Below are 24657 nucleotides of genomic sequence, written 5' to 3' on the forward strand. Positions count from 1 at the left end.
CGAGGATATACCGAGATTCAAAAACCTTCTAAAAGGAGAATGATTCGCCTATGGCGCTTTTTCGTAGATTCGGATTGTTTGCGATCACCAATATCGTAGTAATTTCCACGATCGCTTTCTTAGTAAGAGTTTCCGGTTTAGGGGAATACCTGGAACGTTCCGGAATTTCTTATTCCGGATTATTATTATTCTGCACGATCTGGGGGATGGGAGGAGCCTTCATTTCTCTTCTTCTCTCCAAAGTAATGGTAAAGATGTCGATGGGCGTGCAGATCATCGACCCCAAAAACGCATCCGGATGGCAAAGAGACCTTCTCGTCCGAGTGCAAAGATTGGCGCAAGGAGCGGGACTCCCTATGCCGGAAGTAGGATACTATCAGTCTCCTGAGATCAACGCATTTGCAACCGGTCCAAGCAGGGACAGCGCTCTCGTTGCAGTTTCAACAGGGCTCTTGAATGGAATGGATAGTGCAGAAGTGGACGGCGTTCTCGGTCACGAATTGACTCACGTCGCGAACGGAGACATGGTTACCATGACCCTGGTGCAAGGAGTAGTGAACTCCTTTGTATTCTTCTTTGCTTGGATCGTAAGCCAGATCATCGCATCCCAGCTCTCTCGTAGAGACGACGAGGGAAGAGGAGGCGGAGGCTTCTTCATGCAGTACATGATCCAACAGGTATTGGTCATGGTATTCGGGCTTTTAGGATCTATAGTAGTAGCCTACGTATCCAGGGCTCGTGAGTTCAGAGCGGATGCAGGCGGTGCAAAGCTCGCAGGTCGCGAAAATATGATCCGGGCCTTGGAAAGACTGAAAGTCGCCTTCACTCATGATCCTGTGGACCAAAGAGGAGAATCCATCGCCACGTTGAAAATCTCCAATAGAGGCGGAGGACTTGCATCCTTATTTGCGACTCACCCACCTTTAGAAGAAAGAATTGCCGCTCTTAGAGCGAGAGCATACTAAACGAGATCGGCTCTCTTCGGAGAGCCGTTATATTCCCGCCTGAAAAAAGAATTGTTAGTTCCTTTTACAAAAATGGAATTGGACTTCGAGCCCATGTCCATCGTCAAAAGTAAAATTCGCACCATTCCGGACTATCCCCGAAAAGGGATCATGTTCAGAGATATCACGTCCTTATTATTAGATCCTGAGGGTCTCGCACTTACTATCGGGACCTTCGTGGATCGTTATACCGGCAAAGGAATTACCAAGGTAGCCGGAATAGAAGCCAGAGGATTCATTATAGGAGCGCCCCTCGCCTTCCAACTCGGAGTGGGATTCATTCCTATCCGAAAAAAAGGAAAGCTTCCTTCTGAGACAGTTTCCCAAGAATACGATCTGGAATACGGCAAAGACGTGATCGAGATCCATAAGGACTCTGTCGTTCCTGGAGATCGCATTCTTCTTATGGACGATCTGATCGCTACAGGCGGAACAATGATCGCTGCGGCACAGCTGCTCCAAAAACTGGGTGCAGAAGTTCCGGAGGCAGGAGTCATTATCGATCTTCCGGATCTAGGCGGAGCCACAAAGTTAAGCAAGGATCTAGGTGTGAACGTTTTCTCTATTTGCGAGTTTGAGGGTCATTAGACTTTCTATGCAAATCCTGAAATCGGGTCTTCTAGTATTTGTAACCCTAGTCTCTTTTGGGATCCATTCGGAGGAAAAAACCGATTTCGATCATGTCCGAAAAGCAGTCGTTCAGATCAAAGTCTATTCCCAAGCATTCAGCGCTTACACTCCTTGGGCAACCGAAGGGGTCCGTGCCAGTTCAGGCACAGGATTCCTGATCGGGAACAAAAGAATATTAACAAATGCTCATGTAATTTCTAATGCAAAATACATTCAGGTCCAAAGATACAACCAGACCGAATGGTACAGGGTCAAGATCCTGCATGTGGCTCATGATTGCGATCTTGCTATCTTAGAAGCCGAAGATCCCGAATTCTATAAGGAATCCACCGAGTTGAGCCTGGGAGAGATCCCGGAACTCAACTCCCCTCTTATTGTGGTAGGATATCCGATTGGCGGGAATAAGGTCTCCGTCACAAGAGGGATCGTTTCCCGAAAAGAGCAATCTAAGTATGAGCATTCTTCCGTAGACAGTCATTTGGTCCTACAGGTGGATGCGGCAATCAATCCTGGTAACTCCGGCGGACCCGCAATCCAGGACAACCAGGTAGTAGGAGTCGCCTTCCAGGTGGCGACCAAGGGAGAGAATATAGGATATCTCATTCCCACCAAGGTCATCCGTCATTTCCTGAAAGATATTGAGGACGGAAAATACGACGGCTACGTAGAGCTTGGGATAGGTACATTCAATTCTTTTAATACTGCTCTTCGCAAAGCCAAAGGGATCCCGGATGGACTCGAAGGAGTATTCGTGAATCGCATTCTTCCTCATGGATCTGCGGACGGATATCTAAAGGAAGGGGATTATCTCACCCAGATCGACGGACTTACGATCGGTCGCAATGGAACCATTACCTTGGATAAGGACGCTAGAGTGGATTTCACGGAAACCGTGGACAATAAGAACTCCGGAGAACCGATCCGGTTCAAAGTATTCCGCGATGGTAAGTTCTTGGATGTGGAATTCAAGGCCAGAAGAATGCCTGATTTCGACTTTATGAGAAATCGTTACGATACTCCTTTCGATTATGCAATGATCGGAGGACTTCTGTTCCAAGAAATGTCCAGGGATTTACTGGGAGCCTGGAGCAGAGCCGGAAATACTTCCGGAGGAAGCCAGTTCCTATTTAGATATGATTATTTCATCGAAGACGGAATGAATAGCACTAAGAAAGCGGATGTGGTCTTGTACAGAAAACTCGCTCATCCTGTGAATTCTTCTGCGGATTATTTCTTGAATCTGGTCTTAGAATCGGTGAACGGAGAGCCTGTGAATAGTCTCGCAGATCTGAAAAAGATCATGTCCGAATCCAAATCCAGATTCCTTAAATTAAAATTCTTAGATATAGAATTACCTCTGATCTTGGATAGAGAAGAGTCCAAGAAAGCGGACTCTCAAATCCGAAGCACGTACGGTCTGGAGTAAAGCATTGTACATTCGTATTCTTTCTGCGATCTTAGTATTCGGATTCGGGGTCTCATCCGTCCAAGCAAAGACCAAGACTTCTAAAAAGAGCAAAGAGACAAGACTCGAGTCTTCTAATTCGGTCCCTTCTTCCAAGTCGGAAGAGGAATTCAAGAAGAGTATCGTTCAAGTTAAGATCTCTTACCAAGAGCAGGACTACTTCAATCCTTGGAAAAAGAAAAACCCGAAAGTACGAAGAGGGGTCGGGATCGTTGTCTCCGGAAATCGGATCATTTTGCCGGCACATCTTCTCTCCTACTCCACTCTGATCGAAGTCAAAAAGCATTCTTCGTACGCAGAGACAAAGGCCACGATCTCTAAGATCGATTACGAAACGAATTTAGCATTACTAAAAGTAGACGAGGAAGGTTTCTATAAGGATCTGGCTCCCCTAGAATTCCATTCTAATATCAGTTATCCGAAACAAGTCTCTATTTACCAGTTGGACAATTCCGGTTCGATCCAATCCGCAGTTGGCGCTTTAGTCAGTATGGATCTCGATCAGTATCCCCAAGGCTTGGTAGAACTCCCTATTTTGGACATCAACTCCACGGAAACATTGAACGGAAATGGAGAAGTAGTACTAGAAGATGGCAAGGCCACAGGGATCCTATTCGATTTTTCCGGAGACAAGAACTCCGGGAGAGCAATTCCTTCCTTTCTGATCCAGAAATTCCTGGGGAAATTCGGAACATCAGAGATCTCTTATAAAGGATTCCGTTATAGACCGGTTACCGATCAGGCGACCAAGGATTATTATGGGATCAAGGAGAAAGACCAAGGCATTCTTGTAGCCGAGATACTTCCGAATAGCTCCGCAGATGGAGTATTAAAGATCGGCGATGTGATCTTAGAGTTCGGCGGCAAGAAGATAGACTCCAAAGGATATTTCGATCACCCTAAGTACGGCAAACAGGTACTGTCTTATATCGCGCATATAGGAGACGAATTCGGTTTCCAAACGGGCAAGTCAGTCCCTCTCAAGATACTGAGAGAAGGAAAGCCTTTGGACATCGCTCTTCCTCTGAAGCCTTTCCCGTATACTTCCGTTCGAATTCCTCATAAGAATCCTTCTTTGAGATCCGATTACTATTTCGACGGAGGCTTCTTATTCATAGAGCTTTCCGAAGGATATTTGTTGGAATGGGGAAAGGATTGGAGGTCCAAAGTAGATCGCAAACTACTCTACTCCTTCGATTACGATAAATTCAGTTCCCCCGGAAAAGAAGCAGGCAAGATCGTACTCTTATCCCAGGTCATTCCTGACGAATCGAATAACGGATACCATGAGGTCTCCGGTAGGATCGTGATCAAGGTAAATGGCAAACCGGTCCGTGCGGCGAAAGACATTTCTAAGGAAGTCAAAGAATCCAAGTCACGTTATGTGATCGTTCTTCTGGACGATGGGACAGAGATTGTTTTGGATAAGAATGTACTTTCCGAAGCCAATGCGAGGATCCAAAAAGAATACAGGATCCCAGCTAGCGGAATGGGCGAACATTAAGCGTTCTTGGATCGCTCTTTCCTTCTTTTTATAAACGTTTGTCCGAAAAAACCCCTACTAAGACGATAGATCCCGGAAAGAATTTTCCGTTTGAATCGGTCTAATTCTATAGGAAGCAAAGTTCGTAGTGGTTTTCTCCTTTTTTAGCCAGAATTCCTACCTGGATCGGTAAAGCTTCGAACTTTATGCCAGATCGGCAGAACTCGCCAGGTTTTCTTCCTCGATCCTCCCAGGGTTTTTTCTTTGCCGGGAAAGAGGATTCGAAATTATGGCAGGGAACAGCCGGTAAGAGAGGGTTCTTATGAAACGGACCGAATTGGAGAGACGAGAAAGAGATCTCCGTAAAGCGCAAAAGAAAGAAGAAGCCCTGGAGAAACGCTCCGGACAAGGGGCTAGCGTTGGTGATTTTATAGACCAACTATCCGGATTATTTCGCCACGATGCTACCGAGATCTTCAATACAAAAGACGATATCAACGTATTGGAAGTCCTGGAAGAAATGCAGGCGATCATCCCACAAAAGAAATGGGACGATGTGCTCAAGAAAGCCATCAAGAAAACCGGAGTGGTTGAGAAAGACAGAGCTTATAAAGAGCTCACTGAATTGCTTAGCCTAGACGAAGAGGAAAGCGAAGAAGAAGAGGTAGGAGTTTAAAGATTTCCTAGATCCGATCAAAAGAGATCTCCGAGAAGCCTAAGCCTCTCGGAGAAACGGGATTAGCGTCTTCCGCCGCCGCCGTTACCTCTTGGTTTGAAAGTCTGAGGCTTAGCGATATCGATATTCAAAGTTCTTCCTTTGAAATCGGTTCCGTTCAGGCTATTCTTAGCGTTATTAGCCTGTTCCTCATTTGCCATTTCTACGAAACCAAATCCCTTCCCTTCGATAATTTTCGCGTAAGAGACTTCTCCGTAATTTGAGAACAATTCAGTGATCTCGTTTTGACCAACTGAGTAATTAAGATTTCCAACAAAAAGTTTGCGATTCTGCATGCTTTCCTCGAACAAAAATTTTAGGTAGCTAAAGACTTCGCAAGGGAACTCAATTCGCCTTCCAAAAAGACCATTTACTCTCTATAGAACGCGGGGATTGATTTGAACGACCGATAAATCCGGGAGAGAGTTTAAAACCCTACTTAGGATCTAGGCGGCAAGAACTATAACACGTGCGGATTTCTGAACAGCGGACCTACAATAAAGCCAATGTAAATCCTTTTCAGGAAGAATCAAGTCTAAGAAATTTTTTGCTCTTCCTTTCTCCAAAAAATATCAGGATCTACCATACGACGTAACGCAGAGGCTTGGAGATTAGGGCTAATTTGATCAAAAATCCGGCAAGTACGATCGCGACCAAGTACCAGTATGGATTGGCTGTTAGACTCTCGTCTTCTCTTTGCCAGAGGATTAGGAGAGGAACGCTGATTGTAAACATCCTGGAAACGTTCTCGTATGTAGCCCAATATAGGACATAGCCTCCCGCAAACACCGTCAACATAGTAATCCCGAATCCAATCCGGAAGGCCAGTCCTTGTCTCCAATTCCCTTGGAAAACAAGAAAGGTCCCATAGAGCAAGAGCAGAAGCAGAGGAAAACGGGAGAATTTCTTGGCGAGCCCAACCAATCCCTGGCCTCCCCCGCCGATTGCCTGTTGGAGTTCCGACAAGTATCCGAGTATGCCGGCAAGGGGGTCGAAAAAGTTCCCCAGGGATCCTGGGGTCCATTCTGGGAATTGGGTTCTCAAATATAAACTCCAGCAAACCGGAAGAAGTAAGGAAGAAAGCACCCATAGGCTCTTTTTATAGTCTCTTTGATAAAGGGTCTCTATACCAAGGGGGAATAATAGGAAAACGGCCTGTTCCTTCGTTAGAATGGCGAGTCCTCCGAAGATCGAAAAAGCGAGGAACTTCTTCTTTTCGTAGGACCAATAGGAGAGAAGAATAAGGCCCATCATTATCGTGTCGGAAACCAAAAGTATATAACTTCCCAGGGCAAAAGGAGAAAGAAGATAGATCGCACTTAGGTATTCTTTCCCTTCCGGCAAAATATTCCGAAGGGCAAGATACGAAAGATAGAATAGGCCTAGATTCAATATGTACATCCCGAAAATGGTTCCCTGCTGCCCGAACCAACCGAAGGGCGAAACCAAAAGAGGGTATCCGATCCTAGGAGCTCGAAAGCTTGTCTCGAATCCCTTGGGCCAGTTCAAACTCCATTCGGATAACATTCTGGAATAATAATAGAAGATCTGACCGTCGTATCCAGCGCCTAGATTTCCTTCTTCCCCCAAGAACACGATGGCTCCTTTAGGAGTTTCTTCCGCGTTCTGGTCCGCAAATTCCTTTCCGAAATTGATCTGGGAACTAGGACGAAATTCATACTTCTTCCAAACAAAGTAAGAGGAGATCGAGTAGAGAAGGATAAATACGAGAGTCGTATTCCTTCTAGACCCGAAGATCCTTGCGGCATTCGCTCTCAGATCCTTTTCGATCGTACGTATGGTTTGGAAGAAGGTAGGCATTTTATTTTTTGTCCAAGGATTCCCGGATCCATCTTGCAAACAGATCAGAGGATCTTTCGGAAGCCATATAGGTCAAATGATGTGGATCCAAAAAAGAGTTCTGGTTCGGAAATTCAGCGACTGCATTCTTAAAGGAATAATCCGCCGCTCCTAAGGTTTCTAAAAACTGAATATAACCGGAATACCAAGGACTATTCTCATACACTTTTCTCTCAAATGGGTTCTCGGGAGAATTGACGATCACAACTTTGATCCCTTTGGACCCTAAGTATTCTATTCCCTTTTTCAGATACTCCAGCTCGGACCAGGCAAAGAATCTTGGAGAAGCGGCTAACTTGATTTTCGCCATCCGCAATGTAACCAAACGGGACATCTTTGCTCCCGATTTAAAAGCATACACTCTTTCCTGATAGTCTTTGGAATACGTTTCTTCGTCCATATTAAAAAGTCTAGAATCGTCTAAGCCTAGGATCCTAATATAGGAAATATCCTTTTGGATCTCTCTTCTACAGAAATTCCGTGAGAGACGGATCCCATACGTTTCTTCTAATCCGAATAATCTCGCATCTACCTGGGAAGAGGAGATCTTCTTGTCGGTAGAGAATTTTAAAGGTACTGTCTTTTGGTCCTTGGAAAATTCCAAACGGATCATATGCCATCCGGATGTAGGGAAGGTTTGGTCGAATAGGACCTTATCCCCTTCTCCCCGGATCTTTAGATTTGCTCCCTTCTCTTGGAAGAATACGCTTTCTTGAAAAACTCCTTTGTTCAACTCGCAATTGATTTCGAATTCAGGCTTTGCCCATCCTCTTAAATAGATCCCTTCTTTCGGAAGAATGCCAGTATAGTAATGATAAGATCTTCCGCTTCGGAGATGGTTCTCTATCCAGATATCGAAAGGGTCATACATAAAACTGCGATATCGGACCACTAGGAAAAGAGATCTGGACAGAAGGGATAAAAAGGAGGATTTCCCCAACCGGATCACATCTGAATATCTCTCTTTCAGATACTCCCAAGGATAAATGCTTCGGTTTTGGTGTCTGGTTTTTACCTCCATTTCCGTAAGGGCATTTTCATCGTACTGGATCTTTTGCAGGTCGAGAACGGACTCGTCCTGGTACATAATATTTTTCTCATATTGTTGGAGCCTAGCCTCTGCCTCCTTTTCGGAGATGAGAAAATCCAGTTGCAGATCGGCAGGATTTAAGACGTAGAAGACCAATTTAGGATTTTTAGAGGCAATATCTTCCCGATAGAAATAGAAATCGGAAGGAGTCATTGCCGGATGGGCATAAAATTCCGCCCGAATAGGCAAGGAATCCTTCCGGAAGCTTTGATTCATCCGTTCCGGAAGAACGGAATACAGCGCGACGCTGCTTCCAACTACCAGAACCCCTTCTTCGTTTGAGGAAAATTCGATCCTTCTTCTCTTCTCTAAGAAGTTAAACCAGGGAGACGTATCCCATTCCTGTTCATTCGGGAATCCGAATAGCACCTGATCCAAAAGGAATCGATCCAGGACGGCAAATGCCGCGAATAATATTAGAGTTATATAAAGTATCTTGATTTTTATGGGAGTGTTTTTCATTTCTGTTGGTTGCATTCGGAACAAATGCCATAGAGGATAATTTCATGAGAATCTAATGTGAATCCCTTAGGTAGATTCTCTAATGGGAAAGGACAGACCCCCACATCGAAAACACGATCGCAGATCTTGCAATGAAAATGGTGATGATGTCCCAAATGACTGGTCTCAAAACGGGAAGATTCTCCAGGAAGTTGGATCTCATGGATCAAACCGGATTCCAGCAGATGATTGATCACTCTGTAGACTGTGGCTATCCCAATATTCTGAACGGATCTCTTGGAGATATCGTGGATTTCTTTTACGGAAAGAGGACCTTGCGCATCCTGAATGACTCTCAGGATCTCTCCTTTTTGTTTCGTATTTCGGGAGGCGGATTTTTTATCTTCTTCCATCAGGAATCCGAGCGGTTTAAAGAACCTTTTCCAAAGGCTCGTATTAGATCCTGCGCTAAGAACGAGGTCTATGTCAACCCCGATTAGTTCCTTAGAACTCTCGCAAGAATCAGAGGAGTCGAATGATTTTCTAGTTTTCCTTTCTTGGAATTCCATTAGATTGGATCGTATGAAGAAAGTATTTTCTCTTCTTCTGTTTTTTACTCTTTGTGCTCCTACGGAGTACCTGGTACAGATACGAAATCCTTCCGGACATATCATCGGCGAATATTACAAAGATACTCGTTGGTTGGGCTTAAAAGAAACTCCCAATTGGAAAGACCTCTCCTCTTTTTCTAGACTGGAAGTCCTGGAATTCAATGCGGGAGACCTAAACTCTCTTCAGGATATTCCTGAGCTCCCTAGATTAAGATACATTCAACTCGACAGCGCAGAGATCAAAGATCTGAGCCCTCTGCGAAGGTTCCCTAAATTGGACAGCCTGATCTTGAATCGCACAGAGACAAACGATAAGATCATGCTTACCTATCCGAATTGGAATCAGTTGACTCGATTGGAACTCGCTTATACGAACGTCTCTAACTTGAATTTTCTTGGTCCTGGTTGCAGCCTGCGTCATCTTCATTTGAAAGATACTAAGGTAAGCGATCTAGGTCCGCTTGCTAACTGTACCAAGTTGACAGAACTGTATCTGAGAGGAACGAAAGTAAAGGATCTGAGCCCTCTTTATGGGATCACAGGTTTGATCCATTTGCAGACTGCAGGAAGCGAAGTCTCAAACGAAGAGATCCGTAAGATCCGGACAGTTCTTCCCTATTTAAAGATCATGCCCGGATTGCGTAAGATCCTTGATTCGGAAACCGGTGCGGACTGATCATAAGGCCAGAGGCTTTGCATCTCCACTCGGATTTGTGTACAGAATAAAGTCCCCCGGAAACACTCCTTGTTTTTCGGTCTTGATCTCTCCTGTGGTTTCTACCGTTTGCAAGGATTTGAGATCTACTTTCTTTCCGTCCGACCTTTCCATATAAACGCTCGCCCCTCTTCTTACTCGAGACAGTCTCATTCCCCAGACACTAGTGATCAGAGAATCTACCTTGAGTACAATGGCGGCGATCTGAGAGGAGTTCCCGGATTTCGGTCGGACAAGTTTCAGCCCGTCTTCTTCGCCTTCGGGTCCTGGAACCAATCGCATCTCCCCGTTCCCGGATTTCCATATTAAGAATTCATAATGGTCGCATTCGTATGCCCGAGTAAGAGTCCAGCGATCTCCCGGGTTCTTACTTGTGAATATCCTACAAAGACGGGGCCTAAATCTAAGATAGTTCCCCGAAGGATCTACACTCAATTTTCCCTCGAAGCGGATCTCTTCCCAGTTCTTTGCCTCTGAAACGGTAAGCTGGCTGATGAACATTTCCTGTTTGGAGATGGAGTTATTCAGATATACTTGTCTAACGTAGAAGCCTGTGGGGATCTTTTTGATCTCCGAAAAATATTCTCCGCTTTCTGGAAGGGATACGAAGGAAGGGATATTCGGACCTTGGGTGAGATTTCTTTCTAAGGGAGAAGGACGAAATCCGCAATTACATCCCAACGAAAAAAGAATGATATATCTCAAAAAATTGGAAAAAAATTTCCTGATCTCGGAAACCGTAAAGGTCAATGGTTCTTGCTCCTCTTGGACCACTCTCAAGAATTGACGATAAAGAAAGGAATCATGCAGTAAAGCTAGTTTCCTTTTTTAAGAAGAAGACCATGAAAGTTTCTCTTCGAGAAAAGAATTCTGTTTTACTATCCCGACTTCGGACCATCGTTTATGTTCCGTTTGTCTGGCTTCTTCTTCTCTTGAACTGCGTTGCTTCAGGTTCTTTCGGATCTTCTCAAGACGATTCTAATCCGTCGCTCAGCGATATTCTTTCCTTTAGCAGAACGGGTCCCTCCTGTTCCGGCAATGGGAACTTTTGGGTCCGTAATCTAATCACAAACTCTTCTTCCTGTACTCATTTTACTAAAATGTCCTCAGGCCAATTCACGGATGTATACGGTTCTTCCGGCTTAGAAACCGCTTTAGATTATGGGAATGTCTCACAAGAATTCGATACCAAGATCTATCCTCGATTAGGGGACGCTTTCGGTTATTCGGAGGATATAGATGGGGACGGGAAAGTAGCCATCCTAGTCACGGATATACAAGACGGAGCCCAGCCAGGCGGTTCCTTCGTAGCGGGTTTTTTCGATCCTGTGGATTTTTATCCGGACAATTCAGCGTACCCTGTAAGATCAAATTTTTCTAATATACTCTATATGGACGGAGTTCAATTGGTAGACCTCCGGAATACGGATATGCTCCAAGGTAAGCCGGATACCTTTCTTGCCACTGTGGCCCATGAATACCAGCATTTGATCCGATTCCAGTATGAGTCCAGGATCCTAGCCTCCGGCGGAGGTAGGGATGAGACCTGGATCAACGAAGGAACAAGCGAAGTAGCGGCAGATATCGCCGGATATTCTCCTCAGATGAGCAGGATCAATTGTTATCGAGGGAGGACATCCGGTTCCTGTGCAAGAGGAGTGAACGGCTCGGCTATCTTTGGAACGGAGAATTTCAGTAGCCTAGTCGATTATGCATTCGCCTACTCCTTTATGAAATATTTATATATGATCTCCGGCACGAGTACTACCAGCCGAAACTCGTATTTTAGGAATGGAGTCCAGGGCCCGAAAGGAAATCGAGCTTCCGATTCTATCGGCCTATTCCATCTATTCCGTCTCACTTCTGAGGCGTATACAACCGCTCCTTCCGACGTGAAATCTATATTAGGAAATACGGATACTTCCGTTTTTCAAAAGATCTATCCTAGCTTCGTTTGGTTGTCCTTGGGAGATGCTGTGCCGGATTATGCGCAGAGCGGAACGAACCAGGCAAGTGCGAACACATATTTGCAAAACATGACTCGCATCATTCAGTATTTTCCTTTTCCTGCGGCGGGAACGGATGGGGATTTTTTGCGTAAACTATACGATCCTCAGAGACTTCCTGAAATTACTCCATTGAGCCAATTGGGTCCCGGACAGATCCAATTCGTAAAGGCAGATCGCTCCAACGCAAATGCGATCTATAGCTTGGTCTTACTGAAAAAAACCTGGGATACGAATCTATATTCTTTACAGATCAGTACGGAAACAAAGAGATCGGGAGATGTTTCCGTTTCCTTAGGAATTGCGGAAGGAGATGAGGAAGGACAAGAAGCGATCCATCTTCCGGATGCGAAAGAGCCACTCCCAGTCTGTCCTCATCAGTTCTTTAAATTGGCGAGAAGCCGCACGAAAGAAAAGATCTATCGTGCATTTTGATCAAGGCATTCCTGCGAGTAAGCCTTTGAATTCTCCCATTCTTTCTTCGGCAACTTTTTGGGCCGCTTCCATGGATTGGTTCACAGCCTGCTTAATGCTTTTCTGAAGAAGTTTCTTATCGTTCTTCGCTAATAATTCGTCTTCGATACGAATGTCTTGCACTACTTGTTTTCCATCCGTGATACAGGTAACCAGTTCGTTTTTGGATTTTCCCTCGAAGGAAAGAGCCTCTAGCTCCTTCTCCAAACGCTTCATTCTCACTCGCATTTGGTTCATTTGTTTTAGATTATCAAGACTTTTGCCGAACATCATCCTCTCCGGTCATATAACTAATGATACGATCTTGGATAGAATCGGAGACGCAAGAATAAAGCGCGAGAGAGTGACAAGGAATTAAACGAAAGAAGGACCCGGTTCCACCGTTCTTTCCGGAAGATCTCGGATCTGTTCGGAAGAAGGTTCCCAGGAAAATTGGTCCGGCAGCAATTCGTCCAGGATCGGTTGATCGGTCAGAAATCCGTCTCGATCCGTTTTGAGAGGCGCAAGTCCCAATAGCAATACGAACCCTAGACTAGAAAGCAGGGTTACTAGAAGAGAGGACTCTATATTGATGTTTGCCTTGGGCTTCATCCTTCTAGAGTATCGGTTGTTTTGGGGGAGTCTGATTAGAGGATTTCTGAGGAAAATCCAGTTCGGAGGAGGTTTTCGAGCGGGAAACCGACTTAATTCTCCTCCTCGTCCCTCTTTTTATCGATCCTTTCCTCTATGATCCGGAAAAGACTTCCGCTAGGATATTTGCCGGATTTAGACATCTTGCCCGCTTGGATCCCGAAAATCTCAGGGATCAGATCTTCTACATGGGAACAGGAGAGGATCTGAAACTTACCCTTCTTCATGAGATCCCTGATTTCGCGGGGAAGGTTCAGATCCCTCACATTGTCTTTGGGAATAAAGATGCGGTACTTTTCCTGAGCGGAACCTGCAAGCCGAGTGACGTCGTACCAGGCTTGGATCTTTGTACTCACAGATCCCACCGGAAGAATGTCCCCGTACTGGGAAAGCGCTCCGGTCACCGCGATATTACAAGGGATCTCCAAACCGGAAAGAGCAGAAAGCAAGGCTAAGAGTTCCGCGCAACTTGCGGAATCTCCGTCAATCGGAGAACTGTTTTGCTCGAATAAGATAGAGGCGTCCAAGCCGAAGGATTGGATATGGGAGAACATTCCTTTGATATAGGATTGGAGGATAAAGACTCCCTTATCGTGTAAATTCCCCGAGAGATTCACTTCCCTTTCTATATTGATCAGATTCCCGGAGCCTAAGGATACTCGGGCCGAGACTTGGTTTACCTGACCGAAATCCAATAAAGAAGATTGCAGAAGAATGACCGAAAGTCCGTTGATCCGACCGGTCTTCTTTCCTTTGAGTTGGACGGATATTAATCCTTCTTTGATATTCTCCACATACTTTCTCTTGTGGATGGCTGTTCTTTTTTGGATGAGAGAAGGACCCGCCTCTATTTCGGATCTTCCTACTGCCCTCTTTCCTTTATTATTTAAAGCTAATATTTCTCTCACGAAAGACCGAAGCTCCGACAAATGTAGGGACAATCTGTTTTGGCTATCGTTCCATCTCAGGGCCAATTCCAAGAGAGAATCCAAAGCGGCCTGGTCCAAAGGAGGATAGCCCGGCTTCTCCCAGGATTTTACGAGTCCTGAAAAGATCGGCAGAGAAGATCTGTCTAGACTGATCTCGTACGGCATGTGGATCTTGAAATCGAAACTTCCATAAAAGTCGGCATCTATCTCGGAAATGGAATCCACTTCCGCTTCTTCTCCTACTAGGATCAGTCGAAATACGGAATCTATGCTTGGATGAAAACGATTGATCGCGGAATCCGAATCTTCCGGAAGAGAAAGGAAATCTATCTTTCCTGTGAGAAGGACTCCCTTCAGGAAATAATACATATCGGGATCTTCTACAAACGGTTTGATCGGAAGAAGTAAAAGTCCTCCGTTCGCTTCCGCAATCCTTCCCGCTCTATACATGTCTTTGAGAGGGAATCCGGCAAGAGAAAGTAAGGTGGGGTTCGGTTCCGCAACGACAGGTTGGTCCTTGACGATCTCTTCGAGATATTGTCCGAAGCGAAGAAGATTTGATTCTATCTCAGGGCCTGTGATCAGAATATGCCGAAATAATTTCGGATTCTCCAAAGCCTGGCGGAATGTGCGCACCTCTTCCTTATGAAATACCAAAAAATCAGGAAGACCGTTCAATCGGATCGGTTTTGCCGCCTTAAATCGTATTTCTGTTTGGGAAGGGAGGACTTTACGTAGCACCATTCCCATTCTCCGTACGAGCTTAGAATTGCTCAATTAAATAAGTACGGATCGCCTTGTTTTTACGGATCTAGGATCAGCATGGAATCTCCGTACGAAAAGAAACGAAATCCTTTTTGTACCGCATATCTGTATGCGTCCATGAGCCTCTTCTTTTCGGAAAAGGCGCTTACTAAGAGAAGAAGACTACTCTCCGGTAAATGGAAATTCGTGATCAAACCTTCGCAACTCAAGATGGGATCTCCCGGTTGTAAGAATAATTTGGTAGTACCTTCTCCCGCTTTGAATTCTTTCTTTTCTTGGTAGGATGCTTCTAAGGCTCTTAACGTTGTAGTTCCTACGGAGATGATCCTTCTCTTTTCTTTCTTGGCTTGGTTTAAGGCTTGTGCAGTTCTTTCCGGGAGAAGAAAGAACTCTTCGTGCAATTGTTTCTGGGAAAAATGTTCTTCTGTCAAGGGTTGGAAGGTCCCATACCCTACTTTCAATTCCAGATCCAAGAATTGCACTCCTTTCTTTTGGAGTTCTCCGATAAGCTCCGGAGTAAAATGCAAACCCGCAGTGGGAGCCGCTACGGATCCTAGGTTTTTAGAATAAACGGTTTGATAACGAATATCATCCTCGAAAGAACTTTCTCTTTTGAAATAAGGGGGAATAGGGATCCTTCCGATCTTCTCGAAAGACATTTCGTCAAATTGCGACTCTGCTTTTAGAAGCGTGAACTCTTCTTGTTTCCCAACTACCGAAAAAACGAAACTTCTACTCTCTTCATCGAAGATCCGATCCCCTGTTCTTAGTTTTTTGGAATTTCTAAGAAGTGTTTTCCAGATCCCAGGTTCTAGTTCGGATAAGAAGAGCGACTCATGTCTTCTTCCCGAGCTTGTAACTAAGAAGACCCTACGTTTGGAAACTCTAGTATGGTTCGCAACTAGTACGTCTCCCTCTTTTAAATATTTTAAGATGCCTGTGAACTCCGGTTCTTCTGTTAGAAAGTCCTTGGTCCTTCCGAGAACAAGCAGTCTACTCTTGTCCCGTTTGGATGCGGGGAATTTTGCGATCTGCTCGTCCGGCAATTCGAAATCGAATTCGGAAAGATCCTTGAATTTCATTCTTCCAGAGAATCAAATTACTTGCATACGGAAATCGATTTTTGTTCTAGATCCCTAAAGTATGGGTTCTTCTTGGTCAGGAACAGAGGGATTTTATTTCTTGGCTTTTTGGGCCTACGATAAAAGAGTACCTGAATGCGGATCGATGTAAAGAAGAGATGGCCTATCCTTCTATTTATTCTATTCTTAAGTCTGCTCTATTCCAACGGGATAAGTCGTATAGGACAATCCTCCGATTTCTCCGACTATTATCAGGCGTCTCTGAATTTTCGGGACCAGAAAGATCTGTATAGCTTGGATGTTCTTTCGGAGGTGATCCAAGATTTCGAAAGCGGAAAGATCAAGATGGAACAGATCTTTGAGCCTTCGGTATTCTTAAGTCTGAAAGCTAGAATAGAGAATGTAGGATCTTATATTTATCCTCCTACCTTTGCCTTTCTACTCATACCTTTTTCCTATTTGGAATTTGAAACTGCCTCTGCGATCTTCTTTACGCTTAATTTTATCTGTCTAGTTTGCAGCTTATTTTTGATCGGAAGACTGCTCGGAAAAGAGAGATCCTTCCTATTCCTTTCGACCACACTTCTTCTTTCTCTTCGTTTTGTGGAGAATCATCAGAACAATAATCAGGTCGGCTTCTTACTTCTCTTCTTGATCCTTCTTTCTGTGGCGTCCGATAAGGATTGGTTGTCCGGACTTCTTCTTTCTCTTGCGATCATTATTAAGATCACTCCTGCCGCCTTTCTATTCTATTTTCTGTATAAAAAAAGATACGCAGTGATCGCATATACCTTGGCCTTCGCTTTGATATGGTTAGCTCTTCCCGCTCTCGCATTTCCTGAGTTTACTTGGAAGATGAACCAAACCTGGTACGATTTGGTCTTGGACAAGTATATGAAGTCTCCTGCATTGCGAGCCTGGAAGAACAACCAAAGCTTAAGCTCTACTCTTTCCAAATACTTCCTATCTTATTCGGATCTTCTTAACCAAGGAAGGTTCGGAATGCCGTTTGTAAGTTTAGCAGTATCACAAGTAAAGGGAATCATACTCATACTAACTCTAGGTATCTCATTGCCCTATTTGTATAGAGTATACAAAGGAGCCTCGGAAGGATTCGTGCTCTCCGGTCTCTTCTTCTTTTCAGTGATCTTTAGCGGGATCTCCTGGATACATGCGTTCGTGTTTCTACTATTCCCGATCGGCTATGCTCTTTCCCAACTCTGGATGGATGATCAAGAGGACGGTTTCGTTTGGGAGAAATGGAAGAAGAGAATTTTGACTTTCAAAGCGGCGAGCCTGTTTATCGGAATTGCCATCTTCGTTCTACTTATGAACCGAGGGACTATCGGCAATATCGCCGAGGAAGCCCTTTTGATGTTCTCTTTTTTACTTTATACTTCTTTAATACAATACGCTTGTATCTTTTATATCGATAAGGCGAGATCCTAGTGGCCAAAGAGTCCCGACTGAATACGGAAGTATTGAAGTATAAGCCTCGCGTCGCGGTAGACGCAAGGCCTCTTGCTTACGGGATCACGGGAAATTCCAGATATCTGGCCGAAGTCTTGCAGAGATTGATCCGTCCGGATTCTCCTTTAGAATATTATTTATATTCGAATAAACCCATCCATCCAGTATTTCAGGATCTGATCCGACAAACCCCGGTCTTCGTGCCGAGCAGGCTGCCCGGATTTATTTGGCTGAACTGGACCGTCCCTTCCGTAGTACGAAAACATAGGATCGATCTGTTTTGGGGAACGATCCAGCTATTACCTATAATAGGTTTAAAAGTCCCGACTGCCGTAAATTATCACGACCTGAACTTTAAATCGGCGCCGGAGACAATGACCACTGCGAATTACTGGCAGCATAGATTTCTTTCTCCTCTTACATTAAGAAAAGCAGATACAGTCTTTTGTCTTTCCCAAAATACAAAGAACGATATAGAACATTTTTTCCCAAAGATAGGGCCTAAGTTAAAAGTGATCTATCCTGGAGCGCAAGGTTTCTCTTCCATTGCTCCTCCTTCCAAATCTTTGCCGGCAAAATTCCTATTCTCCGTGGGAACTTTGGAACCTCGGAAGAATCTTTCTACTTTGGTGGATGCTTATCTTTCCTTAAAAAAGGAAGAACCGAATTTTCCTCTGCCCTTGGTTTTGGCGGGAAGACTAGGCTGGAAATCGGAAGGGCTTACCCTTCTTCTCAAAGAAGGCTCTTTGGAAAAAGACGGAATCTATTTCGTAGAAAATCCGAACGATTCCCAGTTAGGATGGTTGTATCAGAATTGTTCCTACTTCGTTTTCCCTTCTCTCCATGAAGGCTTCGGTCTTCCTCTCTTGGAGGCGATCAAGATGGGTAAGCCTTGTATCGTTTCCGATATTCCCGTATTCCATGAGGTTCTGGACGTTCTCACGGATTCCTTTGTTCCTCCCAAGGATATGGAGGCATGGAAAAATGCGCTTTCGCTTGCCGGTAAGAAGGGAATTTATGGGAGAAAGCCCAGCTCCAACTCCTGGTCCTGGGACACGACCGCAAAACAGGTCGAGGAATCCCTGGTAGATCTCTGGAAGAATAGAAAGAAAAAATAGGTCCGAGGAAAGATCCGATGCAAACTCATTCAAAGCGAAAATCTTCCGCCTGGTGGGATTGGGAGACTTCTAAACCGAGCATACGAAGAACCAATTCAGGATCTTCTAAATTACAGAATAATTATATTCCTCCAGCTATTGCAGTTCTATTGTATCTCGTTTTTATCTGGTACTTGTACCCCGTAAAAGATCTGGTATCCCTTTGGATCTTCAAATTTGTCGAGCTATTGCAGATCACAAAGGTACTGAAACTTTCCCTTTTAACGGATAAGAGACTCTACGACTATACCGCTCTTGTTATCATTCTGTACATAGGATTCGCATTCTTCTTGGATCTTTTCCGCTTCTTGAGTAAGAACCTCCTACAAAAACTAAGCTGGGATGGCGAAGCAGTCGTTTTTTCCAGATGGGGACTGTTAGGCAAGATCACTGTTCGTTGGAACCCGAACCAGACTGGTCTACAGATCTTGCATAAGGGAGGCTGGGTCCGTAAAATCCTAGGATTAGAAAAGATCCTCTTCAGAGTGAATGTGACCGGTACGGAAGAATCTACTTTGGCCGAGTCCCCTTTCTTCTCTTCTACCCGGAACAACGCATTCCTTTCCTCTATCTTTAAGAATTCGTAATGCTCAAGCGTTCCATCGAAAGCCTGGAATTCGTCGCAAGAGTTAGGTTCATATTCGAGTCACCGTCTCTTTGGTCCGGCTTTTTGTTCCTAGTTTGCTTAACGATCGCTTTATTCTTATTCGATCTTAGATTCCTTTCCCGACATTACGATTGGGATTCCATCGTTTATACTCATAACATATTAACGGATAAATATTGGAAGGTATTCTTTAACCCGCATCATATCGGCTTTGAGAGCACGGGGTATCTTTATCTAAAACTTTGGCATTGGATCCATGGCGTGGATTCCGCGATGTTCGGGCTCAGGCTAAGAGTGTTAGTCTCTGCATTGCTCTTCGTTTTCGTTTTGATGTTGGCATACTGGAGATTGTATCACGATCTGATCGGCGCGGTGCTCTTAGGATTTGCAGTACATTGCACCCAAGGCTTTTGGTTCTACGCTCAGCACAATGATACCCCGCTCATCCATTCTTGTTTGACCGCTTCTCTCTATCTGATCTGCGTATGGAATTGCAAGAAAGGATGGTCTCCCGGAAAACTCTATCTCTCCGGTTTTTTACAAATTTGGAATATTTACTTTCACCAATCCGATACGATCTTTCTGACTTTCGTTCCGATTTCCCTTCTTCTCTCTCATCGATGGAGAGGAGGTACCTTCACGTATGCCCATAAATTAAAGCTTATCTTCGTTTATCTGACGGCGGTGATCTCAATCCTAACTTTATCCTATCTCTATGTAGGATTTATAGTTCTAAACCGGGATCTTGCATCTCTTCCAACGAGTGAAAAGAATTTCGCAAACTGGCTCTTCTTGTACGCATCCCAGGAAAAATGGGGAGCCGCTCCCGGAGAGAAAAACTATATTATGAATTTCTATAGAGGAATAGGAGACGCCTTCTTGAACTTCGAAGGGGTAAAGAATGGACTTAGGATCAATCCGAATCTTCCAACTGCGCCCAGGAATTTTCCTTACAATCTGAATCTAGCCTTCTGGATCGGGATACTTGCCTTAGCAGCTTTGAATATCATTCGACTTTGGAAATCATACAAGCAGGAACTAATACTTCTATTCTTCTGGTTAGTACCTTCTATTATTTTCTATACTTGGTGGGAAGGTTACTTTTTCGAATTCTGGGTCTCCGCAGTGATCGGTCTCATGATCTTTGCCGCATTGGTACTGCATTCCTTACGATGGGAAGGACTAAAATTTGGGATCCGTTCTCTAAGCCATATAGCCTTATTCGCGTATCTTCTGTTACTTTTTCTAGTCAACTTCAGTTATTCTACTTATCCTAGGTCCCAAAGATCCCAGGCGAGTTTTATTGAAGGAATAGAAGATAAGTACAAAGATATCACACCGGAAAAAGTGTACAAAGACGAGTAAGTTCCTGTGCCTTCTTCCTACCTAATAAAACGCTTGTGGGTTTCCCTCCGTCCAGAAAACTGCACAGGAGTCGAGGGAAAGCAAACGAATGCTGTTTAATTCAGCCCATTTTATAGTGTTTTTGCCGATCGTTCTGATCTTAGCAAAAATCTTAAAGGGAACGTATCAAAGAGTCTTTCTTCTACTCGCGAGTCTTTATTTTTATAATGCCTGGCATCCTGCCACCATTCATTGTGACGCTCCCAGAACTGCTACTTGGTACGAGTCCTGGATAGATTATTCTTTCTGTAATTTTAATATTAACTTATATATCATCATCCTGATAGCTTCCATGATCGTGGATTACGTTGCAGGAAGGTTGATGAGTAAAGAAGGAGTCACGGAAGGCTTCCGTAAGCTCTGCTTAGTTGCTTCTCTCGTAACGAACCTCGGGATCCTAGCCTATTTCAAATATACGAACTTCATCCTGGATGTTTTCGCTGATATTTTCACTTTAGGAACTCTTAAAGTGGAGCATTGGAAGATCATTCTTCCTGTGGGAATTTCCTTTTATACCTTCCAGTCCATGAGTTATTCGATAGATGTGTATCGTAGGAACTTGGAGGCGAGAAAATCTTTCTTAGATTTCTCATTATACGTATCCTTCTTCCCACAACTAGTAGCGGGACCGATCGTACGAGCCCATACTTTCTTCCGCGATCTGGACGATCCTCCGACTGTTACTACCAAGGACGTAGAGATCGCTTTCGCTCAGATCCTAATGGGTTTCACAAGAAAGATCGTTTTCGCGGACAACTTGGCCAAGGTAGTCGACTATACTTTTACTTATTATAAAATTCTAAACCCCGTCGAGATCTGGGTCGGGGCTCTTGCATTCGGCTGGCAGATCTATTTCGATTTCGCAGGTTATACCGATATAGCGATCGGGGTCGCGAGATTGTTCGGATACAAATTCGATCCGAACTTCAATTTTCCGATGGTTGCGCGAAATATCGCAGACCATTGGTCTCGTTGGCATATCTCCTTCTCCACTTGGATCCGGGATTATATCTATATTCCTTTGGGAGGTTCCCGAGTCACCGTGTTGAAAGGATATAGAAACCTTTTCATCACTTGGTTGTTTGCGGGAGTATGGCACGGAGCCGCGTACCATTTCGTGAGTTGGGGACTCTGGCAAGGGGTCATGCTTGGGATCCATAGGGAATATTCTAAGACAAAAGCTGCCGCTTGGTTGAACGAGAAAGGCGGAATGCCTTACAATATAGCCGCAAGAGTGTTTACCATGTTCTGTTTGGCTTTCGGATTCATCATGTTCCGAGCAAAGACGATGCAGGACGCCTGGGCCATGATGAAGTCCCTCGTCTTTTACGTTCCAAACGGGATCTCTTCCGTTAAGACATTCGCAAATTACGATTACGGATTATTATTGGTGCTCTGCTTTGCACTCTCCTACTATTTCTCCAAGAACACCATAGAGTCCATGGTCGAAAATGGAAGAAAGTTCGCCCTATTCTTCGTAGTTAATGTTTTCTTGATCTTCTTCTTCGGCGTTACGGAAAGTACGAACTTCCTGTATTTTGATTTCTGAGGTAACCGTGAGTCCTTATCTTCAATTGATACGACAAAAAAAGTTTTGGGTACCGGTCCTCATATTCTTATGTTTCGACCTTTGCCTCCAGACAGGGATCTATAGGCCTTATCTGAAGAAGGGATCTTTTGCAGCGAATGTTGTGCGGAATACGGAATACATTCTGGAGAAGAAGCCGGTATTCGAACCGACTATCCTGGTGCTCGGCACGTCCGTCGCCTACCAAGGTCTTTCTCTGGAGACTTTGAACAAGGCATTAGAGCCTTATGGGGAGAAGGTCCAATCTCTTGCAATGGAAGGGACCGAGCTAGTAGTGCAGGATTCTCTTATCCGGAACCTTCTTCCAAAATTCCCAAAAGTGCATACAGTGCTCCATATTCTGGAGATCTCCACTCCTTGGGTGGACCAAGAGTTATTGCAGATCCATACTCTTGCAATGTTAGGAGAATTGGATCGAAGAATTGCATTCCCGATAATATTCGATTTTAATTATAAAGTTAAGTATGATGATATCGGTTTTTTGACCTTTAAGAGCATCGCCTATCGCAGGGACATCCGTGATTTTCTACTCGATCCGTCCAAACGCCTTAAGGACATCGGAAGAAGAAGGAAGGAACCTCGCCTGACTCCTTGGCCTCACGAGAATACGAATCTTCCGAGCATCAGTATGTATCCGGAAGTGAAAGATATCGCTTCTTGCATTAAGATCACTAACCCGAATAACGGACGTCCTGCTCCCGAAGGTTCGGATCAATTCCATAAGAAGGCGATCTGGGATACTTGCGATCTAGCAAGGACGAATTCAAAAGACATCACAAGAACGAAACGAGCTCTTAATTATTTCCATAGATTAGAAATACTTCATGGAGATATTCGCCGGATAGGAAAGGAAAACGGACATGAGATCAAGATCATCGGTGTGATCGCTCCCTATAGCGAGCTGATCAAGGATTGGAGAAATCCGGAAAGAAACCGGATCTGGCAAGAAGAGATCCAAAAGATCCATCCGGATACGGTTCTATTGGACTATCAGGATAGTTTAGACGGCGCGAATAACGGAGATTATTACTACGACCTGATCCATTTAAATAAGGCGGGTATGCATAAGTTCTCGGATATCTTTGCAGCCGATCTGCCTTCCATTCTAGGCATAGGACAGAAGAAAGCAAAATGATATTCACATCCACACTCTTCTTTCTTTTCTTTCTAGTAGTTTATATCTGTTATTGGCTTTGGGAAGATCGCAAGTACAGAGAATGGATCCTGATGATCGGCTCCCTGGTCTTCTATGCATCCTGGAACCCGCCCTTCTTATTGCATCTTTTGGGTATCGTACTTCTTAATTACTTATTCTTAAAGCCGATCCTTCGCACCAAGAGCAAGAAACTTCTATGGATCATAGTTTCTCTGGATCTGATCAATCTGGGGATCTTTAAGTATTTCTATTTCTTTACTGATAATTTGTTCTACGTTACCCATTGGTCCGTTTTCGACACGAGCACTATGACGTTTCGGATCATTCTTCCTCTTGCCATCAGCTTTTACACCTTCCAGGTCATGGCCTACGTGATAGATGTTTATAGAGGCAAGGTAGAGGAGATCCCGAGCTTCTTCCATTTTACTTTGTTCTTGCTCTTCTTTCCGCAGTTAGTCGCAGGTCCGATCATGAGATCCAGGGATTTCTTTCCTAGACTAGATCATATAAGGATCCATAAAACGGCGATCTATACGGGACTATTCCTGATCGGTCTCGGAGCTTGTAAGAAGATCCTGATCGCAGACAATCTGGGTTCTTTAATCGATCCTGTCTTTATGAGACCGAAAGAATACGGAAGCCTTTCCATGCTCTTGGCCTCCATCGGATTTTCTTGGCAGGTGTATTCCGATTTCTCCGGGTATACGGATGTGGCCAGAGGTTGCGCTTTATTATTCGGATTTAATATACCTAGGAACTTCAACGCTCCCTTCTTCAGCAGGAATATACATGAGCTTTGGAGAAAATGGCATATTACCCTGGGGAGTTGGCTCAAGGATTATATCTATATTCCTTTGGGAGGGAGTAAGGTCTCCGAAGTCCGTACAAACATGAATCAAACGATCACTTTTGCGTTAGGCGGGCTTTGGCACGGGGCGAACTGGACTTTCTTGGCTTGGGGACTCGCTCATGGATTGTTTCTCGCAGTAGAAAGGTTCTTGGAAAGGAAAGAGATCAAGATCCTTCCGGAAAACGGGAAGTTCTTCACAGGGGTCCGTATCCTTTGGACCTATGCTCTCTTTGTGTTGGCTGCAGTGTTCTTTCGGTGCTTTACGATCCAAGATTCCATGTATTTCTTTAAGAGTTGGTTCTATTCTCCCATCTCCGAACAGACTAATACACTTTCCTTCAACCTGGTCCTTCCTTATTTGTTAGGCGGGCTCCTATTCCATGCCGCGGAAGCTCCTAAGAACTACCCTCTTTGGTTCCATAGGAATCGGGTAAAACTTTTGATTGCATTCGTCATTATTGGGGCTTTGATATTCGGTAATTATGCCGGAAAAGGCCAGGACTTCATTTACTTCGCTTTCTGAGA

At 44.4% G+C, this 24657-nt stretch carries 23 protein-coding genes; 14 read left to right on the forward strand and 9 right to left on the reverse strand.

What is annotated here, in order from left to right; genetic code table 11:
- The first annotated feature begins 50 nt into the window (after positions 1–50).
- From htpX to EHO57_RS08630, 5 genes are all read left to right on the forward strand, one after another.
- Positions 51–965, forward strand: a complete 915-nt coding sequence (htpX, locus tag EHO57_RS08610; RefSeq protein WP_135646648.1) for a protease HtpX — start codon at positions 51–53, stop codon at positions 963–965.
- 93 nt (positions 966–1058) lie between these two features.
- The gene (locus EHO57_RS08615) at positions 1059–1592 is read left to right on the forward strand and encodes an adenine phosphoribosyltransferase (protein ID WP_135646649.1); all 534 of its coding nucleotides are present in this window, start codon (positions 1059–1061) and stop codon (positions 1590–1592) included.
- 7 nt (positions 1593–1599) lie between these two features.
- On the forward strand, positions 1600–3060 hold the full coding sequence (locus EHO57_RS08620) for a S1C family serine protease (RefSeq protein WP_135646650.1): 1461 nt from the start codon (positions 1600–1602) through the stop codon (positions 3058–3060).
- Positions 3061–3064: 4 nt separating this feature from the next.
- Positions 3065–4603, forward strand: coding sequence for a S1C family serine protease (locus tag EHO57_RS08625; protein ID WP_135646651.1), 1539 nt, complete (start codon positions 3065–3067; stop codon positions 4601–4603).
- A gap of 301 nt (positions 4604–4904) precedes the next feature.
- Positions 4905–5258, forward strand: a complete 354-nt coding sequence (locus EHO57_RS08630; protein ID WP_135646652.1) for an LB_289 family protein — start codon at positions 4905–4907, stop codon at positions 5256–5258.
- Between the two features lie 62 nt (positions 5259–5320).
- On the opposite strand, the gene EHO57_RS08635 is transcribed toward EHO57_RS08630, so the two are convergent.
- The 4 genes from EHO57_RS08635 to EHO57_RS08650 all read right to left on the reverse strand — a co-directional run bounded on the left by EHO57_RS08635 (position 5321) and on the right by EHO57_RS08650 (position 9101).
- Positions 5321–5593, reverse strand: coding sequence for an RNA recognition motif domain-containing protein (locus EHO57_RS08635; RefSeq protein ID WP_135646653.1), 273 nt, complete (start codon positions 5591–5593; stop codon positions 5321–5323).
- A 283-nt stretch (positions 5594–5876) separates the two neighbouring features.
- Positions 5877–7118: an AZOBR_p60025 family cell surface glycopolymer formation protein gene (locus EHO57_RS08640; protein ID WP_246050616.1), complete on the reverse strand. Its 1242-nt coding sequence runs from the start codon at positions 7116–7118 to the stop codon at positions 5877–5879.
- A gap of 1 nt (position 7119) precedes the next feature.
- The gene (locus EHO57_RS08645) at positions 7120–8709 is read right to left on the reverse strand and encodes a hypothetical protein (RefSeq protein ID WP_135646654.1); all 1590 of its coding nucleotides are present in this window, start codon (positions 8707–8709) and stop codon (positions 7120–7122) included.
- The gene (locus tag EHO57_RS08650) at positions 8706–9101 is read right to left on the reverse strand and encodes a Fur family transcriptional regulator (protein WP_135646655.1); all 396 of its coding nucleotides are present in this window, start codon (positions 9099–9101) and stop codon (positions 8706–8708) included. The genes EHO57_RS08645 and EHO57_RS08650 overlap by 4 nt, the downstream gene beginning before the upstream one ends.
- Positions 9102–9171: 70 nt before the next feature.
- On the opposite strand from EHO57_RS08650, the gene EHO57_RS08655 reads away from it, so the two are divergent.
- Entirely contained in the window at positions 9172–9975 is an 804-nt protein-coding gene (locus tag EHO57_RS08655; RefSeq protein ID WP_246050617.1) for a leucine-rich repeat domain-containing protein, read from the forward strand.
- On the opposite strand, the gene EHO57_RS08660 is transcribed toward EHO57_RS08655, so the two are convergent.
- Positions 9976–10719 carry a hypothetical protein gene (locus EHO57_RS08660; RefSeq protein ID WP_246050618.1) on the reverse strand — a complete coding sequence of 248 codons (744 nt, stop codon included), beginning with the start codon at positions 10717–10719 and terminating at the stop codon, positions 9976–9978.
- A 137-nt stretch (positions 10720–10856) separates the two neighbouring features.
- Here EHO57_RS08660 and EHO57_RS08665 point away from each other — a divergent pair, with 137 nt between their 5' ends.
- The gene (locus tag EHO57_RS08665) at positions 10857–12455 is read left to right on the forward strand and encodes a peptidase M30 (protein WP_135646657.1); all 1599 of its coding nucleotides are present in this window, start codon (positions 10857–10859) and stop codon (positions 12453–12455) included.
- Here the strand turns inward: EHO57_RS08665 and EHO57_RS08670 are convergent, their stop codons facing one another.
- From EHO57_RS08670 to queA, 4 genes are all read right to left on the reverse strand, one after another.
- On the reverse strand, positions 12456–12764 hold the full coding sequence (locus tag EHO57_RS08670; protein ID WP_135646735.1) for a YbaB/EbfC family nucleoid-associated protein: 309 nt from the start codon (positions 12762–12764) through the stop codon (positions 12456–12458).
- Between the two features lie 84 nt (positions 12765–12848).
- Positions 12849–13085: a hypothetical protein gene (locus tag EHO57_RS08675; RefSeq protein ID WP_135646658.1), complete on the reverse strand. Its 237-nt coding sequence runs from the start codon at positions 13083–13085 to the stop codon at positions 12849–12851.
- 92 nt (positions 13086–13177) lie between these two features.
- A complete protein-coding gene (locus EHO57_RS08680; RefSeq protein ID WP_135646736.1) occupies positions 13178–14794 on the reverse strand; it encodes a S16 family serine protease in 1617 nt (538 codons plus the stop codon).
- Between the two features lie 62 nt (positions 14795–14856).
- Positions 14857–15900 (reverse strand): tRNA preQ1(34) S-adenosylmethionine ribosyltransferase-isomerase QueA, encoded by a 1044-nt coding sequence (gene queA / locus EHO57_RS08685; RefSeq protein WP_135646659.1) that lies wholly within the window; start codon positions 15898–15900, stop codon positions 14857–14859.
- Between the two features lie 135 nt (positions 15901–16035).
- On the opposite strand from queA, the gene EHO57_RS08690 reads away from it, so the two are divergent.
- From EHO57_RS08690 to EHO57_RS08720, 7 genes are all read left to right on the forward strand, one after another.
- The gene (locus EHO57_RS08690; protein WP_135646660.1) at positions 16036–17349 is read left to right on the forward strand and encodes a glycosyltransferase family 87 protein; all 1314 of its coding nucleotides are present in this window, start codon (positions 16036–16038) and stop codon (positions 17347–17349) included.
- 17 nt (positions 17350–17366) lie between these two features.
- On the forward strand, positions 17367–18488 hold the full coding sequence (locus tag EHO57_RS08695) for a glycosyltransferase family 4 protein (protein WP_135646737.1): 1122 nt from the start codon (positions 17367–17369) through the stop codon (positions 18486–18488).
- Positions 18489–18505: 17 nt separating this feature from the next.
- Complete coding sequence (locus tag EHO57_RS08700; protein WP_135646661.1) at positions 18506–19114, forward strand: LIC20162 family protein; 609 nt, start codon at positions 18506–18508, stop codon at positions 19112–19114.
- Complete coding sequence (locus EHO57_RS08705) at positions 19114–20499, forward strand: hypothetical protein (RefSeq protein WP_135646662.1); 1386 nt, start codon at positions 19114–19116, stop codon at positions 20497–20499. Before EHO57_RS08700 ends, EHO57_RS08705 begins: the two co-directional genes overlap by 1 nt.
- An 88-nt stretch (positions 20500–20587) precedes the next feature.
- The gene (locus tag EHO57_RS08710) at positions 20588–22087 is read left to right on the forward strand and encodes an MBOAT family O-acyltransferase (RefSeq protein ID WP_135646663.1); all 1500 of its coding nucleotides are present in this window, start codon (positions 20588–20590) and stop codon (positions 22085–22087) included.
- A 7-nt stretch (positions 22088–22094) separates the two neighbouring features.
- The gene (locus tag EHO57_RS08715) at positions 22095–23261 is read left to right on the forward strand and encodes an SGNH/GDSL hydrolase family protein (RefSeq protein WP_135646664.1); all 1167 of its coding nucleotides are present in this window, start codon (positions 22095–22097) and stop codon (positions 23259–23261) included.
- A complete protein-coding gene (locus EHO57_RS08720) occupies positions 23258–24655 on the forward strand; it encodes an MBOAT family O-acyltransferase (protein ID WP_135646665.1) in 1398 nt (465 codons plus the stop codon). The genes EHO57_RS08715 and EHO57_RS08720 overlap by 4 nt, the downstream gene beginning before the upstream one ends.
- Positions 24656–24657: the final 2 nt, after the last annotated feature.

The sequence above is a fragment of the Leptospira langatensis genome (assembly GCF_004770615.1).
In the GTDB taxonomy this organism is placed as follows: domain Bacteria; phylum Spirochaetota; class Leptospiria; order Leptospirales; family Leptospiraceae; genus Leptospira_B; species Leptospira_B langatensis.

Excerpts from the sequence above, each read along its gene's own strand:
- EHO57_RS08710 (WP_135646663.1), top strand. The coding sequence starts at position 20,588 with ATGCTGTTTAATTCAGCCCATTTTATAGTGTTTTTGCCGATCGTTCTG.
- EHO57_RS08630 (WP_135646652.1), top strand. The coding sequence starts at position 4,905 with ATGAAACGGACCGAATTGGAGAGACGAGAAAGAGATCTCCGTAAAGCG.
- EHO57_RS08645 (WP_135646654.1), bottom strand. The coding sequence starts at position 8,709 with ATGAAAAACACTCCCATAAAAATCAAGATACTTTATATAACTCTAATA.
- EHO57_RS08620 (WP_135646650.1), top strand. The coding sequence starts at position 1,600 with ATGCAAATCCTGAAATCGGGTCTTCTAGTATTTGTAACCCTAGTCTCT.
- EHO57_RS08615 (WP_135646649.1), top strand. The coding sequence starts at position 1,059 with ATGTCCATCGTCAAAAGTAAAATTCGCACCATTCCGGACTATCCCCGA.
- EHO57_RS08675 (WP_135646658.1), bottom strand. The coding sequence starts at position 13,085 with ATGAAGCCCAAGGCAAACATCAATATAGAGTCCTCTCTTCTAGTAACC.
- EHO57_RS08655 (WP_246050617.1), top strand. The coding sequence starts at position 9,172 with ATGTCAACCCCGATTAGTTCCTTAGAACTCTCGCAAGAATCAGAGGAG.
- EHO57_RS08640 (WP_246050616.1), bottom strand. The coding sequence starts at position 7,118 with ATGCCTACCTTCTTCCAAACCATACGTACGATCGAAAAGGATCTGAGA.
- htpX (WP_135646648.1), top strand. The coding sequence starts at position 51 with ATGGCGCTTTTTCGTAGATTCGGATTGTTTGCGATCACCAATATCGTA.
- EHO57_RS08665 (WP_135646657.1), top strand. The coding sequence starts at position 10,857 with ATGAAAGTTTCTCTTCGAGAAAAGAATTCTGTTTTACTATCCCGACTT.
- EHO57_RS08650 (WP_135646655.1), bottom strand. The coding sequence starts at position 9,101 with ATGGAAGAAGATAAAAAATCCGCCTCCCGAAATACGAAACAAAAAGGA.
- queA (WP_135646659.1), bottom strand. The coding sequence starts at position 15,900 with ATGAAATTCAAGGATCTTTCCGAATTCGATTTCGAATTGCCGGACGAG.
- EHO57_RS08635 (WP_135646653.1), bottom strand. The coding sequence starts at position 5,593 with ATGCAGAATCGCAAACTTTTTGTTGGAAATCTTAATTACTCAGTTGGT.
- EHO57_RS08700 (WP_135646661.1), top strand. The coding sequence starts at position 18,506 with ATGCAAACTCATTCAAAGCGAAAATCTTCCGCCTGGTGGGATTGGGAG.
- EHO57_RS08705 (WP_135646662.1), top strand. The coding sequence starts at position 19,114 with ATGCTCAAGCGTTCCATCGAAAGCCTGGAATTCGTCGCAAGAGTTAGG.
- EHO57_RS08720 (WP_135646665.1), top strand. The coding sequence starts at position 23,258 with ATGATATTCACATCCACACTCTTCTTTCTTTTCTTTCTAGTAGTTTAT.
- EHO57_RS08670 (WP_135646735.1), bottom strand. The coding sequence starts at position 12,764 with ATGTTCGGCAAAAGTCTTGATAATCTAAAACAAATGAACCAAATGCGA.
- EHO57_RS08690 (WP_135646660.1), top strand. The coding sequence starts at position 16,036 with ATGCGGATCGATGTAAAGAAGAGATGGCCTATCCTTCTATTTATTCTA.